Genomic DNA, 18,239 nt, shown 5'->3' with positions numbered 1-18,239 from the left:
ACGCGGGGTACGCCTCCTCGAGCGCGGTCTCGCGGAAGAGCTCGATCGCCTCCCGGAAGCGGTCGTCCTCGCCCTCGCCGAACGATGCCGCGAGCTCGGCGACGATCGCATCGCAGCGCTCGCGCGTGACGGTGCGGCCGTCGCTCGTGACCGACTCGTTGTGGATCCACTGCCACACCTGCGAGCGCGAGATCTCGGCGGTCGCGGCGTCCTCCATGAGCGAGTGGATCGCGACGGCGCCGTGGCCGCGCAGCCACGCCTCCATGTAGCGGATCGCGATCTCGATGTTCGAGCGCAGCCCCGCGTCGGTGATCTCGCCCTCGGTCGTCGAGAGGTCGATGAGGGCGGCCGCGTCGACCGCGACGTCGTCGCGCGAGCGGTCGAGCTGGTGCGGCCGGTCGCCCAGCACGGCGTCGAACGCCGCGCGGCACGTCTCGACGAGCCCGGGGTGCGCGACCCACGAGCCGTCGAAGCCGTCGCCGGCCTCGCGCGACTTGTCGGCGGCCACGGCGCGGAGCGCGCGCTCGGTCGCCTCCGGATCCTTCGCGCTCGGCACGAACGCCGCCATGCCGCCGATCGCGTGCGCGCCCCGCCGGTGGCACGCCCGCACGAGCTGCTCCGTGTAGGCGCGCATGAAGGGCGCCGTCATCGTCAGCCGCGCGCGGTCCGGCAGCACGAAGTCCGGCCCGCGCAGCCGGAAGGCCTTGATCATCGAGAACAGGTAGTCCCAGCGGCCCGCGTTGAGGCCGGCCGAGTGCTCGCGCAGCTCCCAGAGGATCTCCTCCATCTCGAACGCCGCGGTGATGGTCTCGATGAGCACGGTCGCCCGGATCGTGCCGCGATCGATGCCGAGCCGATCCTGCGCGAGCACGAAGACGTCGTCCCACAGCCGCGCCTCGCGGTGGTCCTCGAGCTTCGGCAGGTAGAAGTAGGGGCCGCGGCCCCGCGCGATCAGCTCTCGGCCGTTGTGGAAGAGGTGCAGGCCGAAGTCGACGAGCGAGCCCGACATCGGCTTCCCGTCCACGACGATCCGGTGCTCGTCGAGGTGCCAGCCGCGCGGGCGCACGACGATCGTCGGCGTCTCGGTCGCCGTGACCCGGTACTCCTTGCCCGCGGGGCTCGTGAACGCGATCCGGTCGCGGATCGCGTCCTGCAGGTTGACCTGGCTCGCGATGACGTTCCGCCACAGCGGGCTCGAGGCGTCCTCGCAATCGGCGAGCCACACCTTCGCGCCCGAGTTGAGCGCGTTGATCGTCATCTTGCGCTCGATCGGTCCGGTTATCTCGACCCGGCGGTCCTCGAGCCCGGGGGCGGGCGGGGCGACCCGCCAGCTGTCGTCCTCCCGGATGCGCGCGGTCGCCTCGAGGAACCGGGGCGTCTCGCCGTCGGCGAGCGCGGCGCGGCGCTTGCGCCGGTCCTGCAGCAGCTGCTGCCTCGAGCACTCGAACGCGTCGTGGAGCTCGAGCAGGAAGGCGAGGGCGTCGTCGGTGAGGACGCGGTCCTGCCCCTCGGCGTGGTCGGTGATGCGGATGCGTTCCATCGTCGTCCTCCTTCGGGTGGGTCTCTCGGATCAGTGGAACTGCTCGGTCTCGGTCGAGCCCGCGAGCGCGAGCGTCCCCGAGTCGGGGTTGAGCGCGGTCGCGACGAGGTCGAACCAGCCGGTGCCGACCTCGCGCTGGTGCTTCGTCGCGGTGTAGCCGCTCGCCTCGGCCGCGAACTCGCGCTCCTGCAGGTCGACGTAGGCGGTCATGTGCTGCTCGGCGTAGCCCTTCGCGAGGTCGAACATCGAGTGGTTGAGGGCGTGGAAGCCCGCGAGGGTGATGAACTGGAAGCGGAACCCCATCGCGCCGAGCTCGCGCTGGAACCTCGCGATCTCATCGTCGTCGAGGTGCTTCCGCCAGTTGAACGACGGCGAGCAGTTGTAGGCGAGCAGCTGGTCGGGGAACTGCGCCTTGATGCCCTCGGCGAAGCGGCGGGCGACCTCGAGGTCGGGCTTGCCGGTCTCCATCCACAGCAGGTCGGCGTACTCGGCGTACGCGAGCCCGCGGGCGATGCACGGCTCGATGCCGTTGCGCACCTCGTAGAAGCCCTCGGCGGTGCGGCCGCCGGTGAGGAACGGGCGGTCGCGCTCGTCGACGTCGCTCGTGAGCAGGGTCGCCGCCTCGGCATCGGTGCGCGCGATGATGACGGTCGGCACGTCCTCGACGTCGGCGGCGAGGCGCGCGGCGTTGAGCGTGCGCACGTGCTGCTGCGTGGGGATGAGCACCTTGCCGCCGAGGTGGCCGCACTTCTTCTCGCTCGCGAGCTGGTCCTCCCAGTGCACGCCAGCGGCGCCCGCCGCGATCATGGCGCGCATGAGCTCGAACGCGTTGAGCGGTCCGCCGAAGCCGGCCTCGGCATCCGCGACGATCGGCGCGAGCCAGTCGGCGACGGTGCGCTTGCCCTCGCTGCGCTCGATCTGGTCGGCGCGCTGCAGCGCGTTGTTGATGCGGCGCACGACGGCGGGCACCGAGTTCGCCGGGTAGAGCGACTGGTCGGGGTAGGTCTGGCCGGCGAGGTTCGCGTCGGCGGCGACCTGCCAGCCCGAGAGGTAGATCGCCTCGAGTCCCGCGCGCACCTGCTGCACCGCCTGGTTGCCGGTCAGCGCGCCGAGCGCCCGCACGGGCGCCTCGTCGCCGTGCAGCCGCGAGAAGAGCCGCTCGGCGCCGCGGCGCGCGAGGGTGTGCTCCTCGACGACCGAGCCGCGCAGCCGCACGACGTCGGCCGCGGAGTAGTCGCGCTGCACCCCGCTCCAGCGCGGGTTCGCCGCCCACTCGAGCTCGAGCTCGGCGGCCTCGGTCGCCATCCGGGGGTCCTGCTGCTCCGTCACGGTGTCCTCCTGTCGTCGCGCCGAGCCCTTGCCCGGCGATCTCCTGGCTTCACTTTGTGGCAGGGAAGGCTGCTGGAGTGCGATTCCGATGGTGAAGATCTTCATTCCTGCCAGATGGTGCAGGAGTGCCGTATGGTGCCTGCATGACGGCACCCCGAGCATCCGCGCCGCCCGCCTCCCCGTCGGCCTGGGATCGCCCCGCGCGCGAGTCGCCGGTCGCGTCGCACGTCGATGCGCTGCAGCTCGGCAAGGCGCTCCGGCACGCGCGCAAGCAGCGCGGCATGACGCTCGACGCCGTGCACGCGGCGATCGGCCTCGCGCCGTCGCAGCTCTCGGGCTTCGAGACCGGCAAGCGGGAGGCGCGCTTCTCGCAGCTGCAGCAGCTCGCGGCGCTCTACGGCGTGGGGCTCGACGAGCTCACCGGCATCGCGCCGCCGTCGCGCCGCGCCGCGCTCGAGCTGCGCCTCGAGCGCGCGATGCAGTCGTCGATGTGGCAGCAGAAGCGGCTGCCGACGATGCGGATCGGGCCGCGCACGCCCGACGACGTGCTCGAGACGATGCTCGCGCTCGTCGACGAGCTCGAGCGTGTCGCCGAGGAGCGCGTCGCGACGCCCGAGGAGGCGCGCCGCGCGAACGTGCAGCTGCGCGCCGAGATGCGCGCGCGCGACAACCACTTCCCCGAGATCGAGGCGGAGGCCGCGGCGATGCTCGAGCGCGTCGGCTACCAGTCAGGACCGCTCTCGCAGCACCTCATCGCCGCGATCACGGAGCGCCTCGGCTTCTCGGTGCACCACGTCGGCGACCTCCCGCACTCGACGCGATCCGTCACCGACCTCAAGCGCAAGCGCATCTACCTCTCCCGCTCGTCGCGCACCGACCACGACCCGCGCTCGGTGCTGCTGCAGGCGCTCGGGCACCACGTGCTCGGCCACGCCGTGCCGGCGGACTACGGGGCGTTCCTGCGGCAGCGCATCGAGACGAACTACTTCGCCGCGGCGCTGCTCATGCCCGAGCGCACCGCCGTCGACTTCCTCGCCGCGGCGAAGGCCGAGCGGCAGCTCGCGGTCGAGGACCTGCGGGACGCGTTCGCGGTCTCCTACGAGGCGGCGGCGCATCGCCTCACGAACCTCGCGACCGCGCACCTCGGCATCCCGCTGCACTTCCAGAAGGTGCACGAGTCGGGGATCATCTACAAGGCCTACGAGAACGACGGCGTGACCTTCCCCGCCGACCACACCGGGGCGATCGAGGGGCAACCTGTTTGCAAGCGCTGGACGAGCCGCGAGGTCTTCGACGCCGCCGACCGGGTCAATCCCTTCGAGCAGTACACCGAGACGCCGGCGGGCACGTTCTGGTGCACGGCGATGACCGAGCGCAGCGCCCAGGGCGAGTTCTCCCTCTCGATCGGCGTGCCGTTCTCGCACGCGCGCTGGTTCCGCGGCCGCGCGACGAAGGAGCGCTCCGTCTCGCACTGCCCCGACCCGTCGTGCTGCCGCACGCCGCCGGTCGAGCTCGCCGGGGCGTGGGCCGGGCAGGCGTGGCCGAGCGCCCGTGCGCACTCGCACCTGCTCGCGGCGCTCCCGCCGGGCGCGTTCCCGGGCGTCGACGAGACCGAGGTCTACAGCTTCCTCGCCTCGCGCGACTAGCGCGGGACGAGGGCGCCTCGGAGCTCGCGGAACCGATCGCCCGTGTCGGGGCACACCCAGTCCTCGCCCTCCGCGAGCAGGCGCTTGCCCGTCCGGCCGACCCAGCCGATCCGGCGTGCCGGGACGCCGACGACGAGCGCGTGATCGGGCACGTCCTGCGTCACGACCGCGCCCGCGGCGACGAGCGCCCAGCGCCCGATCGTCACCGGGGCGATGCACACTGCCCGAGCGCCGATCGACGCGCCGTCGCCGATCGAGACGCCGACCGCTATCCAGTCCGCCGCGCTCTTCACGCTCAGGTCGGGGTTCGCGGCGCGCGGGAACTCGTCGTTCGTGAGCACCGCGCCGGGGCCGATGAAGACGCCGTCCCCGAGACGCGCCGGCTCGTAGACGAGGGCATAGTTCTGCAGCTTGCACGCGTTCCCGATCGCGACCCCAGGCCCGACGTACGCGCCGCGCCCGATCGTGCAGTCGTCGCCCAGCCGGGCGCCCTCTCGCACCTGCGCGAGGTGCCACACCCGCGTGCGCGCGCCGAGCCGAGCGCCCGCGGCGACGTCTGCGGACGATTCGACGATGGATTCCTGCGACATCCGTCCCCCTGCTCATGATCGGTAACAGTGTTCCTCAAGATCCTGCCAGGTGAAGCGAAGCACACTCACGAGGCCTGCGGGGCCGGGTTACATTCCCTCCGAAGGCGCGGATGCCCGAACCCGGGGATGTGCGCGAGCACCGTCGTCACGCGCGGAGGGATCCGCGGTTGCGGCGCCCGTGACGCCTTCGGGGAGTTGGCGGACATGACTGGCGAGCTGATCGATCGCGGCTCGCGCCGCGTTGGTGCCGGCGGCTCCGGGCGCCTGCGGGTCGCCGTCGTGGGCGCGGGCTACTGGGGTCCCAACCTCGCGCGGAACTTCCGCGCGAGCCCGGACTGGGAGCTCGCGACGATCTGCGACCTCGACATCGAGCGGGCGAGGGGCGTCGCCGACAGGGTCGGCGGGGCTCCCGTGACGTCCGATCTCGCCGCGGTGCTCGACGATCCGAGGATCGACGCTGTCGCGATCGCGACACCCGCGCGCTCGCATCACCCGATCGTGCTGTCGGCGCTCGAGGCGGGCAAGCACGTGATGGTCGAGAAGCCGCTCGCGGACACCCGGGAGCGGGGCCTCGAGATGGACGAGGTCGCGAGGCGTCTCGGCCTCGTCCTCATGGCGGATCACACCTACTGCTACACACCTGCCGTGCTGAAGGTTCGCGAGCTGATCGCAGACGGCGTGCTGGGCGACATCCTCTTCATCGACAGCGTCCGGATCAACCTCGGTCTCATCCAGCCCGATGTCGACGTGTTCTGGGACCTCGCGCCGCACGACTTGTCGATCATGGACTTCGTGCTGCCGGACGGGCTCGCGGCGACCGCGGTCTCGGCACACGGCTCGGACCCGCTCGGCACCGGGAAGTCATGCGTCGGCTACCTGGCGATGCCGCTCGCGAGCGGCGCGATGGCGCACATCCACGTGAACTGGCTCAGCCCCACGAAGATCCGGCAGATGGTCATCGGCGGCACGGAGCGCACGCTCGTGTGGGACGACCTGAACCCGCAGCAGCGGGTCAGCATCTACGACCGCGGCGTCGACATCGCCGCGGTGTCCAAGTCGACTGCGGCCGACCCTCGCGCTGCGAACATCTCGTACCGGCTCGGCGACACATGGGCGCCGGCCCTCCCGGAGCGCGAGGCGCTCGCCGGCGTCGTCGCGGAGTTCGCCGCATCCATCCGGGAGCGTCGGGCGCCGCGGACGAGCGCCGAGTCGGGCCTGCGCGTGCTCTCGGTGCTCGAGGCCGCGACCGCGAGCCTCGCGGTGGGAGGTGCGCCGCAGCCGATCGCCGCGCACACGCTCGAGGAGGGGTTCGCACGATGACGCAGCTCGAGGGTGCGGCCGTCCTGGTGACGGGCGGCGCGGGGTTCATCGGCAGCCACGTGGTCGATGCGCTCCTGGAGCACGATGCCGCCGCCGTCGTGGTGATCGACAACCTCGCGACCGGGTCGAGGGCGAATCTGCAGCACGCTGTCGACGACCCCCGCGTGCGATTCGTCGAAGCCGACGCCCGGGACGTCCGCGTGCTCGACTCGCTCCTCGCCGAGGTCGAGATCGTCCTCCACCTCGCATGCCTGGGCGTGCGCCACAGCCTGCATGACCCGCGCGAGAACCATCACGTGAACGCGACACTGACGCTCGAGCTGCTCGAGCGAGCGATGGCGGCGCGGATCGACCGATTCATCCACGTGAGCTCCAGCGAGGTGTACGGCACCGCGCGCTACGCACCCATGGATGAAGGGCACGCGACCTTCCCGGAGACGGTCTACGGCGCCGCGAAGCTCGCCGGTGAGGCCTACGCTCGCGCGGCGTTCCGCACCCACGGGTTCCCCGTCACGGTCGTCCGACCTTTCAACTCCTACGGGCCGCGCAGCCACTTCGAGGGCGACAGCGGGGAGGTGCTGCCGCGCACCATCGTGCGCGTCCTGGCCGGCGAACCGCCGCTCATCTTCGGGGACGGCCAGCAGTCGCGGGACTTCACGCACGTCACCGATACCGCGCGCGGCATCCTCGCGCTCGCCGAAGCGGATGCGGCGGTCGGGCAGACGGTCAACATCGGCAGTGGCGAGGACGTCACCGTCAACGAGGTCGCCGACGTCGTGCTCGCAGCCGCGGGCCGCCACGATCTCGCACCGGTGCATCTCGAGCCACGTCCAGGGGACGTCCGACGGCTCCTCGCGGATTCCTCGCACATGCATGCGCTGACCGGGTTCACTCCCCGGATCTCGTTCCGGGATGGCGCGAAGGAGCTCGTCGAGTGGTTCGCGGCCCTCGATGCCTCGCCTGCCGAAATGCTCGCGCGCATGGAGGACCGCAACTGGCGCGGCGCGGAGGCGGTCCGTGGCTGAGCGCATCAGCGTCATGGTGCCGTGGCTCGGCGCGGAGGAGAGCGATGCTCTCGCCGAGGTGGTCGCGAGCGGCTGGGTCGCTCAGGGCCCGCGCGTCGCGCAGTTCGAAGCCCGGTTCGCGGAGGCGATGCAGGCGCCGTTCGCCGTGGCGACCAGCAGCTGCACGACGGCCCTCCAGCTGGCGCTGATCGTCACCGGCATCGGCGAAGGGGACGACGTCGTCGTGCCGTCGCTGTCGTTCATCGCCACGACCAACGCGGTGCGCTACGTCGGCGCGAATCCCGTGTTCGCGGACGTCGACCCTGCCTCCGGCAACATGACAGGACGCACGCTCGCCGCTGCGATGACCCCGGCGACGCGAGCGGTCATCGCGGTCGACCAAGGCGGGATGCCCCTCGACCTCGACGACATCCGGGCGGTTGCCGACGCCCGGAGCACGGTGGTGATCGAGGACGCTGCCTGCGGTGCCGGATCCACGTACAAGGGACGGCCGGTGGGGGCCGGAGCAGAGATCACCGCCTGGTCCTTCCACCCGAGGAAGGTCCTGACGACCGGTGAGGGCGGCATGCTCACCACTCGCCGCGAGGATTGGGCCGAGCGCGCTCGCCGCTTGCGCGAGCACTCGATGAGCATCTCGGCCGCGGATCGCCATGCGACCGTGCTCGCCCCCGCGGAGGAGTACACCGAGGTGGGGTTCAACTTCCGCATGACCGACCTGCAGGCCGCCGTCGGGCTCGTCCAGCTCGCCCGCCTGCCGGAGATCGTCGCGCGGCGCCGGGCGGTCGCCGCTCGCTACCAGGCGGCGATCGCCCCCATCGCGGGACTGCGGGCCGTCGCGGATCCCGCGCACGGGACCAGCAACTTCCAGTCGTTCTGGGTGGAGGTGGGGCCGGAGTACCCCGTCGACCGCGACGGGCTCCTCGTCGCGCTCGCCGAGGCCGACATCTCGGCGCGGCGCGGGATCATGGCCGCGCACCGCCAGCCCCCCTACCGCGCGCTCGCGCCCGAAGAGGGCCTGCCGGCGACCGAGCGCCTCCACGACGGCACGCTCATCCTGCCCGTCTACCACCAGCTGACCGACGAGGACCAGGATCGCGTCATCGCGGTCTTGCGATCGCCCGGGGGTGATCGACGGTGAGCGAGGGCCTGCTGCTCGTCGGCGCGAGCGGTCTCGCGCGCGAGGTCATCGGCACGGGCGTCGCGGTCGCGGGCATCCTCGACGACGACGCCGCGCTCCACGGCACGCTCGTGGGCGGCGTGCCCGTGCTCGGCTCGACCGATGCGGCGCTCGGCCGGAACGAGCGGCTCCTCGTCTGCGTGGGGCCGAGCAGGAGCCGGCGCGACGTCGTCGCCCGGCTGCGGGCGCTCGGCGTCGAGCGGGACCGCTTCGCGACGATCGTGGCGCCCTCGGCGATCGTGGGCCGCTCCAGCACGGTCGGGCGGGGCAGCATCCTGCTCGACGGTGTTGTCGTCACCGCCGATGCGCGCATCGGCGACCACGTGGTGATCATGCCGAACTGCACCGTGACTCACGACGACGTGCTCGAGGACTTCGCGACCCTCGCGGCGGGCGTCGCGCTCGGAGGCGGCGTCACGATCGGTGAAGCGTCCTACGTGGGGATGAACGCGACGGTGCGCCAAGGCGTCCGCGTCGGCGCCGAGGCCACCGTCGGCATGGCGGCGGCCGTCGTGCGCGACGTGCCCGGGGGGCAGACGTGGGCGGGAGTCCCGGCCCGTGCGCTGGAGGTGAACTCGTGACGATGCGGGTGCCGTTCGTCGACCTCGCCGCGCAGCAGGCGGAGGTCGCGGCCGACGTGCTGCCCGTCTGGCGCCGCCTGCTCGAGTCGGCGAGCTTCATCGGCGGACCGGAGGTCGACGCGTTCGAGCGGGAGTACGCCGAGTACATCGGGGTGCAGCACGTCGTGGGCGTCTCGAACGGCACCGACGCGCTCGAGCTCGCGCTCCGCGCCGTGGGTGTCGGCAGGGGCGACGAGGTCATCATCCCGGCGAACACGTTCATCGCCACGGCAGAGGCTGCGTCGCGGATCGGTGCCGTGCCCGTACCCGTCGACGTCGACGACGAGTTCCTCCTCATCGACCCCGACGCGATCGAGGCGGCGATCACGCCGAGGACCGCAGCCATCGTCCCCGTGCACCTCTTCGGACAGACGGCGCCCATCGAGCTCATCGCGCCGATCGCCGCGCGCCACGGCATGGTGATCGTCGAGGACGCGGCGCAGTCCCAAGGTGCCGCCGGATCTGCTGGAAGGGCCGGCGCGCTGGGCCGCGTCGCCGCGACGAGCTTCTACCCCGGCAAGAACCTGGGGGCGGCCGGCGACGCTGGTGCGGTCATGACCGACGACCGCGGCATCGCGGCAACCATCCGCAATCTCGCGGCTCATGGCAGCTCCGTGAAGTACGTGCATGACCGCATCGGCATGAATGCGCGACTGGATGCGGTGCAGGCTGCCGTGCTGCGAGCGAAGCTGCGGCGGCTCGATGGCTGGAACACGGCGCGCCGTGAGGCTGCGCGGCGCTACGAGAGGCTCCTCGTAGGTCTTGACGGGATCCGTCTGCCGGCGACGAGGCCGGGCAACGCAGACGTCTGGCACCTCTACGTCGTGCGCATGGACGAGCGCGACCGAGTCGCCTCGGAGCTCACCGCGCAGGGCATCGGCGTCGGCGTCCACTATCCGACGCCGCTCCACCTCACCGATGCCTACGCCGCCCTCGGGCACCGGCGCGGCCAGTTCCCGGTCGCCGAGGCGGCCGCCGATCGGATCCTCTCGCTTCCCATGCACCCGCATCTGACTGGTCCGCAGCAAGAGAGCGTGGCGCGTGCGCTCCAGCTCGCGCGGAGTCGGGGGGCGGTGCGGACGTGAGCGCAGAGCCGACCCCCGCGAGCGTGGCGCAGCGCGCCTCGAAGGCGTTCGGATGGAGCTTCGGGAACACCCTCGTCTTGAGGCTCGGCACGCTGGCGATCGGCATCGCGCTCGCGCGGCTGCTGGGTCCGGAGGAGTTCGGGATCTTCGCGATCGCCATGGTCACGCTCATGGCTGTGCTGAGCTTCAACGAGCTCGGTGTCAGCCTCGCCGTGATCCGCTGGCGCGACGACCCGGCGACGATCGCGCCGACCGTCAACACGATCGCGGCGGTGAGCAGCGCGCTGCTCACCGCGGTGGTGCTCTTCGGCGCGCCGTGGCTCTCTGCGATGCTCGGCGACGGGCGGGCAGCACCCGTGGTGCAGGTGATCTCGCTCTCCATCGTGCTCAATGGTCTCGTCGCCACGTCCGCCGCAGTGATGCAGCGCGAGTTCTTGCAGCGCCAGCGGACGATCGCCGACCAAATCAACACTTGGCTCGGCGCCGGGCTCTCCTTGTTGCTCGTCCTGCTCGGGTGGGGCGCGATGGGCCTCGCGGTCGGGAGGCTGATCGCGAGCATCGTCTTCGCGGCGATGATCCTCCGCTGGTCTCCGGTGCCGTATCGCTTCGGTTGGAATCCCGCGATCGCACGCCGCCTGGTCCGGTTCGGGCTGCCGCTCGCCGCTGCGAGCATCATCGTTTTCGCATCGGGCTACGCAGACCAAATGGTCGTCGGGTCGCTGCTGGGGGCGCAAGCGCTCGGCTTCTACGTGCTCGCGTTCAACCTCGCCGCCTGGCCGGTATCCATCTTCTCGCTACCGCTGCGCGCGGTCGCGCCGGCCGCGTTCTCGGCGATCAAGGCCGAGTCGGAGCGGGTGTCGCGGATCTTCACCCGAGTGCTTGCGATCCTCTCGTGCGTCGCGGTGCCCGTATGCCTCGCCGCAAGCGGCGCCGCTGTGCCCGTCATCGAGTTCGTCTACGGCCCTGCGTGGCTGCCCGCGGCCGAGCCGCTGCTCTGGCTCGCCGCCCTCGCAGCGCTCAAGATCTGGTTCGAGCTGTCCTACGACTACCTGGTCGTGGTCGGGTGGTCGAGCGCTGTGCTCGTGATCCAGGGGGTCGTGTTCGCCGCGGCGCTGCCGCTCATGCTCGTCGTCGCGACGCCCTATGGGCTCGGCGGCGTCGCGGCTGTGCAATGCATCGTCGCCCTCCTGATCGCCGCGCCGCTGTACCTCGCGAGCCTCGCTCGCATCGGCGTCACCGTCCGCGCAGTGCTGTCCGCGATCGCGGCGCCCCTCCTGGCCGGACTGCTCGCATGGACGGCCGGCTGGGTGCTGAGTCAGACGGTCGCATCGTCCTTCGCCGCGGCATCCGCCGCTGGGTTCCTGGCCGTCGTGGCCGCAGGGCTCCTCTGCCTGCGGCACCGCGGCGAGCTGGAGGCTCTGCTGGCGGCGATGCGCAGCAGGGAGGCGTCATGAGGGTCCTCGTGTATCCGCACGACCTGAACATGGGCGGCAGTCAGACGAATGCGATCGAGCTGGCCGCGGCGGTGTCGGAGCTCGGCCACGAGTGCATCATCTACGGGCGGCGGGGGACCCTGTGCGCCCGCGTCGACGAGCTCGGCCTGGAGTTCATCGAGGCCCCCGACCGTGGGCGGCGACCTTCGCCACGCGTCGCGCGAGACCTCGAGCGGCTGGTCCGCGAGCGGAGCATCGACATCGTGCACGGATACGAGTGGCCGCCGGTGCTCGACGCTGTGCTCGCGGCGCGCACCGGGATGCGGGCCCGCGTCCTCGCCACCGTGATGTCGATGTCCGTGCCGCCGTTCATCCCGCGCAGTGTGCCGCTCGTGGTTGGCACAGCTGAAATCGCTGCATTCGAGGGAGCTGCAGGGCGCGTTGACACCACGGTGATCGAGCCACCGGTGGACCTGAGCTTCAACGCTCCTGATCCCGCGGCCGCGGAGCGGTTCCGCTCAGCGTTCGGCTTGCACGATGATCGGTTGAACGTCGTCGCGGTCACGCGGTTCGCCCTGGAGCTCAAGCTCGAGGGCACGCTGGCCGCAATCGACGTGATCGGTCGGCTGGCGACACGCGCGCCGATCCGTCTCGTGCTCGTCGGCGACGGCCCTGCCAAGCGCGAGATCGAGGCGCGCGCCAGCGCGATCAACCGCGGCGCAGGTCGCGGCACGGTGGTGTTGACCGGTCAGCTCGATGACCCGCGACCCGCATACGCGTCCGCTGACGTGTGCCTCGGCATGGGTGGCTCTGCCCTGCGGGCCCTCTCGTTCGGCACTCCGCTCATCGTGCAGGGCGAGCGAGGCTTTTGGCGGACGCTGACGCCCGAGTCCGTCGACCAGTTCCTCTGGAGCGGTTGGTACGGCGTGGGAGAGGGGCGGGCCGAGGGGCCCGTCGCGCTCGAGCGGGAGCTGTGCGCGCTCATCGGCGACCGTCATCGGCGCGAGTCGCTCGGTGCGTTCGGGCTGCAACTGGTCCGTGAGCGCTTCTCGCTCGTGCGCGCTGCTGAGCTGCAGGCGGACGTCTACCGGAGGGCTATGGCGACGCCGGTGCGAGGATCGGCGACACGGGAAGCGGAAGCGCTCATCCGTTACAGCGTCTACTACGCAGGCAAGAGGATCCGTCGTGCCATGAGATCGGAGGCAGCCGACGACTTCAACGCGCGTCCGGTGGCCGCGAGAGCGAGAGCAGGCGGCAGATGAGCCGTGACGACGCAGTCATCGTGTGGTTCGCGGGGGTGCGGTGGGACGCGATGATCGGGACCGATCGTAGGATCGTCGCCGAGATCTCCGAAGGCCGTCCTGTCGTCTGGATCGACCCGGCCGACCGCAGGGCCTGGAGAGGCTGGATGAGTGGACACGCTCCGGCCATCACCGCTGTGGGTGACCTCACTCGGGTCGTCGTGCCGGCGCCCCCTGGAGTATCACGCTGGCCCTCCCGCGGCATCACACGGATGCTACGCGAACTGAGCTACCGACGTGCCGTCCGTGGCCGCGATGTCCGCGCCGTCATCGTCGCGAACCCGGTCACGAGCTTCCCGCGTACCTCTGCGACGAAGATCCTGTACGTCACGGACGACTGGGTCGCGGGGGCGCCGCTGATGGGTTTCGAACCCAAATGGGTGTCCGCAGTCCTCGACCACAACATCATGGCAGCGGACGAATTCGTGGTCGTCAGCCCGCCGCTGGCGCGATCGATCATCAGCCGACGTCCTACCGCGTCCGTGACGGTGCTTCCGAACGGGGCACCGGCGCCTCCCGAGCGCGGCGCGGCCCGTCGCATTCCGACAGCCGGGCTCATCGGCCAGATCAACGAGCGGATCGACCTCTCGCTCTTGGAGGCGGTGGCGGACGACGGCCTCGCGCTCAGGATCGTCGGCCCTCGAACGTCGCGCGATCCCTCCTTCAATGAGCGGTTCGAGCGACTTGCGGCGAGACCTACGGTCGATTGGCGCGGCGCAGTCGGCGCGCACGAAGTGCCCGCCCACCTCTCTGAGATCGCGGTCGGGCTGACTCCATACACGCCGACCGCGTTCAACCTCGCCTCCTCGCCCTTGAAGACGCTCGAGTACCTGGCCGCTGGCGTCCCAGTCGTGTCGAGCGATCTGCCCGCTTCACGATGGCTGGACTTCGCCGACGTGGTCATCGCATCCGACGCGGTGGCGTTTGCAGCGTCCGCTCGCGAGGCGATAGGCGCCCGGCACGATCAGGACGCGGAGGCGAGACGGATGAGCTTTGCCGGGCAGCACAGCTGGCGACGCCGGGCCGACGAGATCGAGGCGCTCGCGGACGCCGCCCATCGCCGCCGAGAGCGACCGAGGGAGGAGCGAATGTGACGATCTACGACAGTCTGCGCGCGATCCGCCGCAGATGGTACGCGTGCGCCTCCGCGCTGCTCCTCGCTGGTGCGCTCATCGCCGTCTTCTCGGCAGACTCCGGTGTGTACTCCACGCGGACAGTCGTCGCATTCACGTACCCGCATGAGAGCTCGCTGACCCCGGACAACGCGACCTCCAATGAGAGCGTCATCGCCTTCGCCGGGGCGGTGGTCGCCGCGATCAACGCGGAGGCGCCGTCGCTTCGATATTCGGCTTCCGATGCGCCCTTCTACGGAGCGGGGCTGCGCGAGGGCGTCGCCGTCGGTCTGCAGGATGAGGGGAGCCAGTGGGCGCCGAGCTTTGGTCACGCGGTCATCGAGATCCGGATCGTGGGGGCCACTGAAGCTTGGGTCCGCGAGCAGCAGGCGGCCAACCTCGAGGCCGTCGCGATGAGCTCCTCGGCGATGCAGGACGAGCTCGCCATCGCTCCGGAGGACCGAATCACGGCGAGGGTGGAGCCGCTCACGATGACGATCCAGCACATCACCGCGTCTCGTATGGCGCAGGCGGCGGCGGTCGGTGCCATGCTGCTCGCCGGGGCGATCACCGGAGCCTGGGCCTCGATCTCCTTGGACCATGCCGGGCGGAAGCGGCTAGCGGCGGCAGGCGAGCAGGTGCTCCCGTGACACTCGTCGAGATCCTGGCCGCTCTCCGACGCCGATGGTACGTCGTCGCTCCTGGCTTCGTCATCGCCATCGCTGCCGCGGTCACGGCATGGGTCCTGATCCCCCCGGACTACGAGCGCTCAGCGGCGCAACTGCTGCTGCCTGCACAGGAGACGCTCCCTGAGTCGAGCTCGAACCCGTACCTGTTCCTGAACGGCTTGACCTCAGTTGCTGACGTCATCGTGCGCGCGGTGGGATCAGAGGATGTCGCGCGGCAGATCACGGAACCGTACCCGGGCGCCGAGATCGAGGTTTCGCGAGACCCGCAGAGCGCGGGACCGGTCGTCCTGATCACGGTCAGGGCGTCGAGCGACCGCGCTGCTGAGGAGCTCATCGATGCCGCGGTCGCGCAGAGTTCGGAGACCATCGTCAGCTTGCAGAGGGAGCAAGGGATCCCCGAGCAGGACCGGATCCGCGTCACCACCATCACCCACGATGGCGAGAGCACACTGCTGCAGCGTGGTCGACTCACCGTCGCGGCTGTGGCATCGCTCGGTGTAGCGATATCGACGCTATTGCTCGCCGCTCTGCTCGACGGCCTCGAGCGTGCACGCCGACGGAGGGAGCCGAGTTCGACCGATGCGATCGCGAGTGCGCAACGCCTCGGCAGGATGTCGGGAAACCGCAGGTGACGCACGCTATGCCTTCGCCGGGTACCGCATCACGGAGCGGCGCCGCCCTCTCGATGGTGACGACCTATCTCGTGCTGCTCTTCGCGGTGCCGTCGAATCTCACGATCGCGGCGCTCGGTTCGTTGGGTCGGCCCTCGACGCTCTGGGGTCTGCTGCTCATGCTGTGGTGGATCCTGACCAAGTTCGAGCGCCGCGCGCACGACCCGCTACCGATGCGTCAACCGGTCCGGCTGGCGTTCGGATGCCTGCTCGTCGTCGCCCTCGTGAGCTTCGCCGCTGCGCTGCTGCGAGGACAGCCGGCAGATCAGGTCACGCCTGCGATGACGTCGCTCCTCCGTCTCGCGTCATGGGGCGGTGTGCTGCTGGTGGTCATGGACGGCATCGACACGCACCGCGACGCGCTGCGCCTTGCGTCGCGGATCGTGCTGGCCGGGACGCTCCTCTCGTTGCTCGGCATCGCGCAGTTCGCAACCGGGGAGAGCTTGCTGGAGTGGGCCGCCGGGCTGCCAGGGGTGGCAATCGATCTCGGCGGCGTTGACAACAGAGGAGGCTTCACCCGAGCGTCGGGCACGGCGACCCACCCGCTCGAGTACACAGCCGCCATCCTGGCCATCCTGCCCATCGCCATCGCCCGAGCGGTAGCGCGCGGGGAGCGCGCGGGCGTGCAGTGGTCGAGCTGGGTCCCGGTCGCCGCCATCGCGGTCGCTGCGCTGCTCTCGGTCTCACGGTCCGCGGTGATCGGCCTCATCATCGGCGTCGTCGCGCTGCTCCCGTTCCTGCCGAGGACCTACCGCTGGGCGCTGGGTCTCGGCGGCGGGGCGGCTGCAGTAGCCGTCGTTATCGCCGTGCCGGGTGTGCTGACCACGACGCTCACGCTCTTCACCGCGGCGGCGGATGACCCGAGCACCACATCCCGGACCGACGGCCTCGCACGGGTGCCGGACTTCCTCGCGCCCAGCCCGATCATCGGCCAAGGCTTCGGCACCTTCCTGCCCCGCTACTACATCTTCGACAACCAGTGGGTGCTGAGCACCGTCGAACTCGGTGTGCTGGGGGTCACCGCCCTCGCAGGGATCGTGGTCGCAGCGATCGTCGGCGCGGCGCGCGCTCGACAAGCGTCACCGGTCGCCGAGATCACCTTTGCGGCGGCAGCGACCGTCGCATCGGTGTTCACGATCGCCGTGCTCTTCCTGTTCTTCGACGGGCTGAGCTTCCCGATCGCCGCCGGGCTCTTCTTCTTACTTGCGGGGTACTCGGGCGCGCTGCGGGGGCTCCCGCTGAAGGACGCGGGAGCGCGCGTGATCAGTCCCGCCATGCACGCAGTGCACCTGCCCGGCGCCCAGGCAGTGCAGAGACGGGAACAGGCCAATGGCAAGTAGGCATCCTTCGCTCGAGATCGTCACGCCGAGCTACGCGCCAGACTTCGAGCTCTGTCGCGATCTCATCGCGAGCGTCTCTCGGTTCGCACCCGCCGGCACGACGCACCGAGTCATCGTCCCGGGGAGAGACCGAGCGCTGTTCGAGCAGCTCCAAGGCGGTCCGGTCGTAGTCGAGGACGCGCGCGACCTCCTGCCCAGCGGCATGCTACGGCTGCCCCTGGTCAACGCTTGGCTCCAGATCCGTCGACCCTGGCCGCCGGTCCGCGGGTGGATCGCGCAGCAGGTCGTGAAGCTCGCGGCTGCCGCCCGCAGCGATGCGGAGTACGTGCTGCTGGTCGATTCGGACGTCGCCTTCATCCGCCGCTTCTCCGTGCTCGACTACACGGACGCGGATTCGTTGCCGCTCTATCGTTTGGATGGAGCGGTCCACAAGGGGATGTCCAGGCATCTCGTCTGGCATGACGCAGCTCGCGAGCTGCTCGGTCTTCCCCCGCACGTCGGCGATGCACCGCGCCCTGACTACATCTGCTGCCCGTGCCTCTGGAAGCCAGACGTCGTGCGGACCATGCTGGCCGTCGTGCAGGAGCGCTGCGGCCTCCCATGGCAGGTGGCGGTCGGACGCAGGTTGCAGTTCTCTGAGATGGTCCTGTACGGCGTCTTCGTCGATGAGATGCTCGCTCAGCACACGCGGGTGGGGCGCCGGAGCGATATGAAGTGCGCGAACCACTACCTCGAGGAACCGCTCGACGACGCGGGCTTCGACCGTCTGCTGCGGGACGCGCGACCGACCGACGTCGCGGTCATGGTCTCGGCGAAGTCAGGGACGGCCCTCGCCACACGGCGTGCAGCGCTCGCTCGGTTGCGCCACGAGGGATGAGCATGCGGAGTCGAACAAGACGCGCGTCGAGGACGGGAGCCGCGCCGAAGACTCCGTCTGCTGGATCGAGTGTCGCGCTAGCGGTGTACAGCGTCGGTGTCCTCGTCTTGCTGCTGGTGCCCCTCGACCACCGGGGCATGGTGCTGGTCATCGGCGATTGGCTCCGCGTGTACGTCGGGACTGGCTGGTTCGGCTACGGCTGGATAGAAGTTGCCGCGAACGTCGCGCTCTTCGCACCGCTTGGCGCGCTGCTGAGCATCACGCTCGGGCAGCGTCGGAGAAGCATGGCGCTCGCACTCGCACTGTCAGTCTGCGCGGAGCTCGTGCAACTCGCCCTGCCGGAGCGCGACGCGAGCTTGCGCGACGTGGCCGCGAACGCGGCGGGTGCAGCGCTCGGCATCGCAGCAGTGTGGCGCGTTCCTCCCCACCGACGGCGAGCACATCGCCGGCTCAGGAACGATCCGCGACTCGCCCCGTGACGCGG

The 18,239-nt window shown here is 70.6% G+C and carries 17 protein-coding genes; 14 read left to right on the top strand and 3 right to left on the bottom strand.

The features are described 5' to 3' along the window. Both aceB and aceA read right to left on the bottom strand, forming a co-directional pair. On the bottom strand, positions 1–1,540 hold a 1,540-nt coding region (gene aceB / locus JQT67_RS02890; RefSeq protein WP_208063373.1), incomplete at its 3' end, for a malate synthase A. 30 nt (positions 1,541–1,570) lie between these two features. After that, on the bottom strand, positions 1,571–2,845 hold the full coding sequence (gene aceA, locus JQT67_RS02885) for an isocitrate lyase (protein ID WP_208063435.1): 1,275 nt from the start codon (positions 2,843–2,845) through the stop codon (positions 1,571–1,573). Between the two features lie 167 nt (positions 2,846–3,012). Between aceA and JQT67_RS02880 the strand changes: the two genes are divergently transcribed. Continuing rightward, the gene (locus JQT67_RS02880; protein WP_208063372.1) at positions 3,013–4,515 is read left to right on the top strand and encodes a helix-turn-helix transcriptional regulator; all 1,503 of its coding nucleotides are present in this window, start codon (positions 3,013–3,015) and stop codon (positions 4,513–4,515) included. Here JQT67_RS02880 and JQT67_RS02875 read toward each other — a convergent pair. Continuing rightward, a complete protein-coding gene (locus JQT67_RS02875) occupies positions 4,512–5,105 on the bottom strand; it encodes an acyltransferase (RefSeq protein ID WP_208063371.1) in 594 nt (197 codons plus the stop codon). The genes JQT67_RS02880 and JQT67_RS02875 overlap by 4 nt on opposite strands. Positions 5,106–5,309: 204 nt before the next feature. On the opposite strand from JQT67_RS02875, the gene JQT67_RS02870 reads away from it, so the two are divergent. From JQT67_RS02870 to JQT67_RS02810, 13 genes are read left to right on the top strand one after another with little or no spacing between them, the layout of a single operon-like run. Then, the gene (locus tag JQT67_RS02870; RefSeq protein ID WP_208063370.1) at positions 5,310–6,425 is read left to right on the top strand and encodes a Gfo/Idh/MocA family protein; all 1,116 of its coding nucleotides are present in this window, start codon (positions 5,310–5,312) and stop codon (positions 6,423–6,425) included. Further along, entirely contained in the window at positions 6,422–7,450 is a 1,029-nt protein-coding gene (locus JQT67_RS02865; protein WP_208063369.1) for a dTDP-glucose 4,6-dehydratase, read from the top strand. Before JQT67_RS02870 ends, JQT67_RS02865 begins: the two co-directional genes overlap by 4 nt. Positions 7,451–7,463: 13 nt before the next feature. Continuing rightward, positions 7,464–8,588, top strand: a complete 1,125-nt coding sequence (locus JQT67_RS02860) for a DegT/DnrJ/EryC1/StrS aminotransferase family protein (protein WP_208063434.1) — start codon at positions 7,464–7,466, stop codon at positions 8,586–8,588. Beyond that, entirely contained in the window at positions 8,585–9,208 is a 624-nt protein-coding gene (locus JQT67_RS02855; RefSeq protein ID WP_208063368.1) for an acetyltransferase, read from the top strand. Before JQT67_RS02860 ends, JQT67_RS02855 begins: the two co-directional genes overlap by 4 nt. Before the next feature lie 2 nt (positions 9,209–9,210). Beyond that, positions 9,211–10,332, top strand: coding sequence for a DegT/DnrJ/EryC1/StrS aminotransferase family protein (locus JQT67_RS02850; protein WP_208063433.1), 1,122 nt, complete (start codon positions 9,211–9,213; stop codon positions 10,330–10,332). Continuing rightward, a complete protein-coding gene (locus JQT67_RS02845) occupies positions 10,329–11,786 on the top strand; it encodes an oligosaccharide flippase family protein (RefSeq protein ID WP_208063367.1) in 1,458 nt (485 codons plus the stop codon). Before JQT67_RS02850 ends, JQT67_RS02845 begins: the two co-directional genes overlap by 4 nt. Further along, positions 11,783–13,027: a glycosyltransferase gene (locus JQT67_RS02840; RefSeq protein WP_208063366.1), complete on the top strand. Its 1,245-nt coding sequence runs from the start codon at positions 11,783–11,785 to the stop codon at positions 13,025–13,027. The genes JQT67_RS02845 and JQT67_RS02840 overlap by 4 nt, the downstream gene beginning before the upstream one ends. Further along, positions 13,024–14,160 (top strand): glycosyltransferase, encoded by a 1,137-nt coding sequence (locus JQT67_RS02835; protein WP_208063365.1) that lies wholly within the window; start codon positions 13,024–13,026, stop codon positions 14,158–14,160. The genes JQT67_RS02840 and JQT67_RS02835 overlap by 4 nt, the downstream gene beginning before the upstream one ends. Continuing rightward, positions 14,157–14,828: a hypothetical protein gene (locus tag JQT67_RS02830; RefSeq protein ID WP_208063364.1), complete on the top strand. Its 672-nt coding sequence runs from the start codon at positions 14,157–14,159 to the stop codon at positions 14,826–14,828. The genes JQT67_RS02835 and JQT67_RS02830 overlap by 4 nt, the downstream gene beginning before the upstream one ends. Continuing rightward, positions 14,825–15,499 (top strand): hypothetical protein, encoded by a 675-nt coding sequence (locus JQT67_RS02825; protein ID WP_208063363.1) that lies wholly within the window; start codon positions 14,825–14,827, stop codon positions 15,497–15,499. The genes JQT67_RS02830 and JQT67_RS02825 overlap by 4 nt, the downstream gene beginning before the upstream one ends. A 53-nt stretch (positions 15,500–15,552) precedes the next feature. Beyond that, positions 15,553–16,878 (top strand): O-antigen ligase, encoded by a 1,326-nt coding sequence (locus JQT67_RS02820; RefSeq protein ID WP_208063362.1) that lies wholly within the window; start codon positions 15,553–15,555, stop codon positions 16,876–16,878. Further along, positions 16,868–17,755: a DUF6492 family protein gene (locus JQT67_RS02815; protein WP_208063361.1), complete on the top strand. Its 888-nt coding sequence runs from the start codon at positions 16,868–16,870 to the stop codon at positions 17,753–17,755. The genes JQT67_RS02820 and JQT67_RS02815 overlap by 11 nt, the downstream gene beginning before the upstream one ends. After that, positions 17,752–18,234, top strand: a complete 483-nt coding sequence (locus JQT67_RS02810; protein ID WP_374222111.1) for a VanZ family protein — start codon at positions 17,752–17,754, stop codon at positions 18,232–18,234. Before JQT67_RS02815 ends, JQT67_RS02810 begins: the two co-directional genes overlap by 4 nt. Positions 18,235–18,239: the final 5 nt, after the last annotated feature.

This window comes from Agrococcus sp. TF02-05, assembly GCF_017565345.1.
Taxonomy (GTDB): Bacteria; Actinomycetota; Actinomycetes; order Actinomycetales; family Microbacteriaceae; genus Agrococcus; species Agrococcus pavilionensis.
This window is presented reverse-complemented; position numbering and strand designations above follow the sequence as displayed.

Bases quoted from the DNA above. Each gene is read 5' to 3' on its own strand.
- aceA (WP_208063435.1), bottom strand. From the start codon at position 2,845: ATGGCGACCGAGGCCGCCGAGCTCGAGCTCGAGTGGGCGGCGAACCCG.
- JQT67_RS02880 (WP_208063372.1), top strand. From the start codon at position 3,013: ATGACGGCACCCCGAGCATCCGCGCCGCCCGCCTCCCCGTCGGCCTGG.
- JQT67_RS02875 (WP_208063371.1), bottom strand. From the start codon at position 5,105: ATGTCGCAGGAATCCATCGTCGAATCGTCCGCAGACGTCGCCGCGGGC.
- JQT67_RS02870 (WP_208063370.1), top strand. From the start codon at position 5,310: ATGACTGGCGAGCTGATCGATCGCGGCTCGCGCCGCGTTGGTGCCGGC.
- JQT67_RS02865 (WP_208063369.1), top strand. From the start codon at position 6,422: ATGACGCAGCTCGAGGGTGCGGCCGTCCTGGTGACGGGCGGCGCGGGG.
- JQT67_RS02860 (WP_208063434.1), top strand. From the start codon at position 7,464: ATGGTGCCGTGGCTCGGCGCGGAGGAGAGCGATGCTCTCGCCGAGGTG.
- JQT67_RS02850 (WP_208063433.1), top strand. From the start codon at position 9,211: ATGCGGGTGCCGTTCGTCGACCTCGCCGCGCAGCAGGCGGAGGTCGCG.
- JQT67_RS02840 (WP_208063366.1), top strand. From the start codon at position 11,783: ATGAGGGTCCTCGTGTATCCGCACGACCTGAACATGGGCGGCAGTCAG.
- JQT67_RS02835 (WP_208063365.1), top strand. From the start codon at position 13,024: ATGAGCCGTGACGACGCAGTCATCGTGTGGTTCGCGGGGGTGCGGTGG.
- JQT67_RS02820 (WP_208063362.1), top strand. From the start codon at position 15,553: ATGGTGACGACCTATCTCGTGCTGCTCTTCGCGGTGCCGTCGAATCTC.
- JQT67_RS02815 (WP_208063361.1), top strand. From the start codon at position 16,868: ATGGCAAGTAGGCATCCTTCGCTCGAGATCGTCACGCCGAGCTACGCG.
- JQT67_RS02810 (WP_374222111.1), top strand. From the start codon at position 17,752: ATGAGCATGCGGAGTCGAACAAGACGCGCGTCGAGGACGGGAGCCGCG.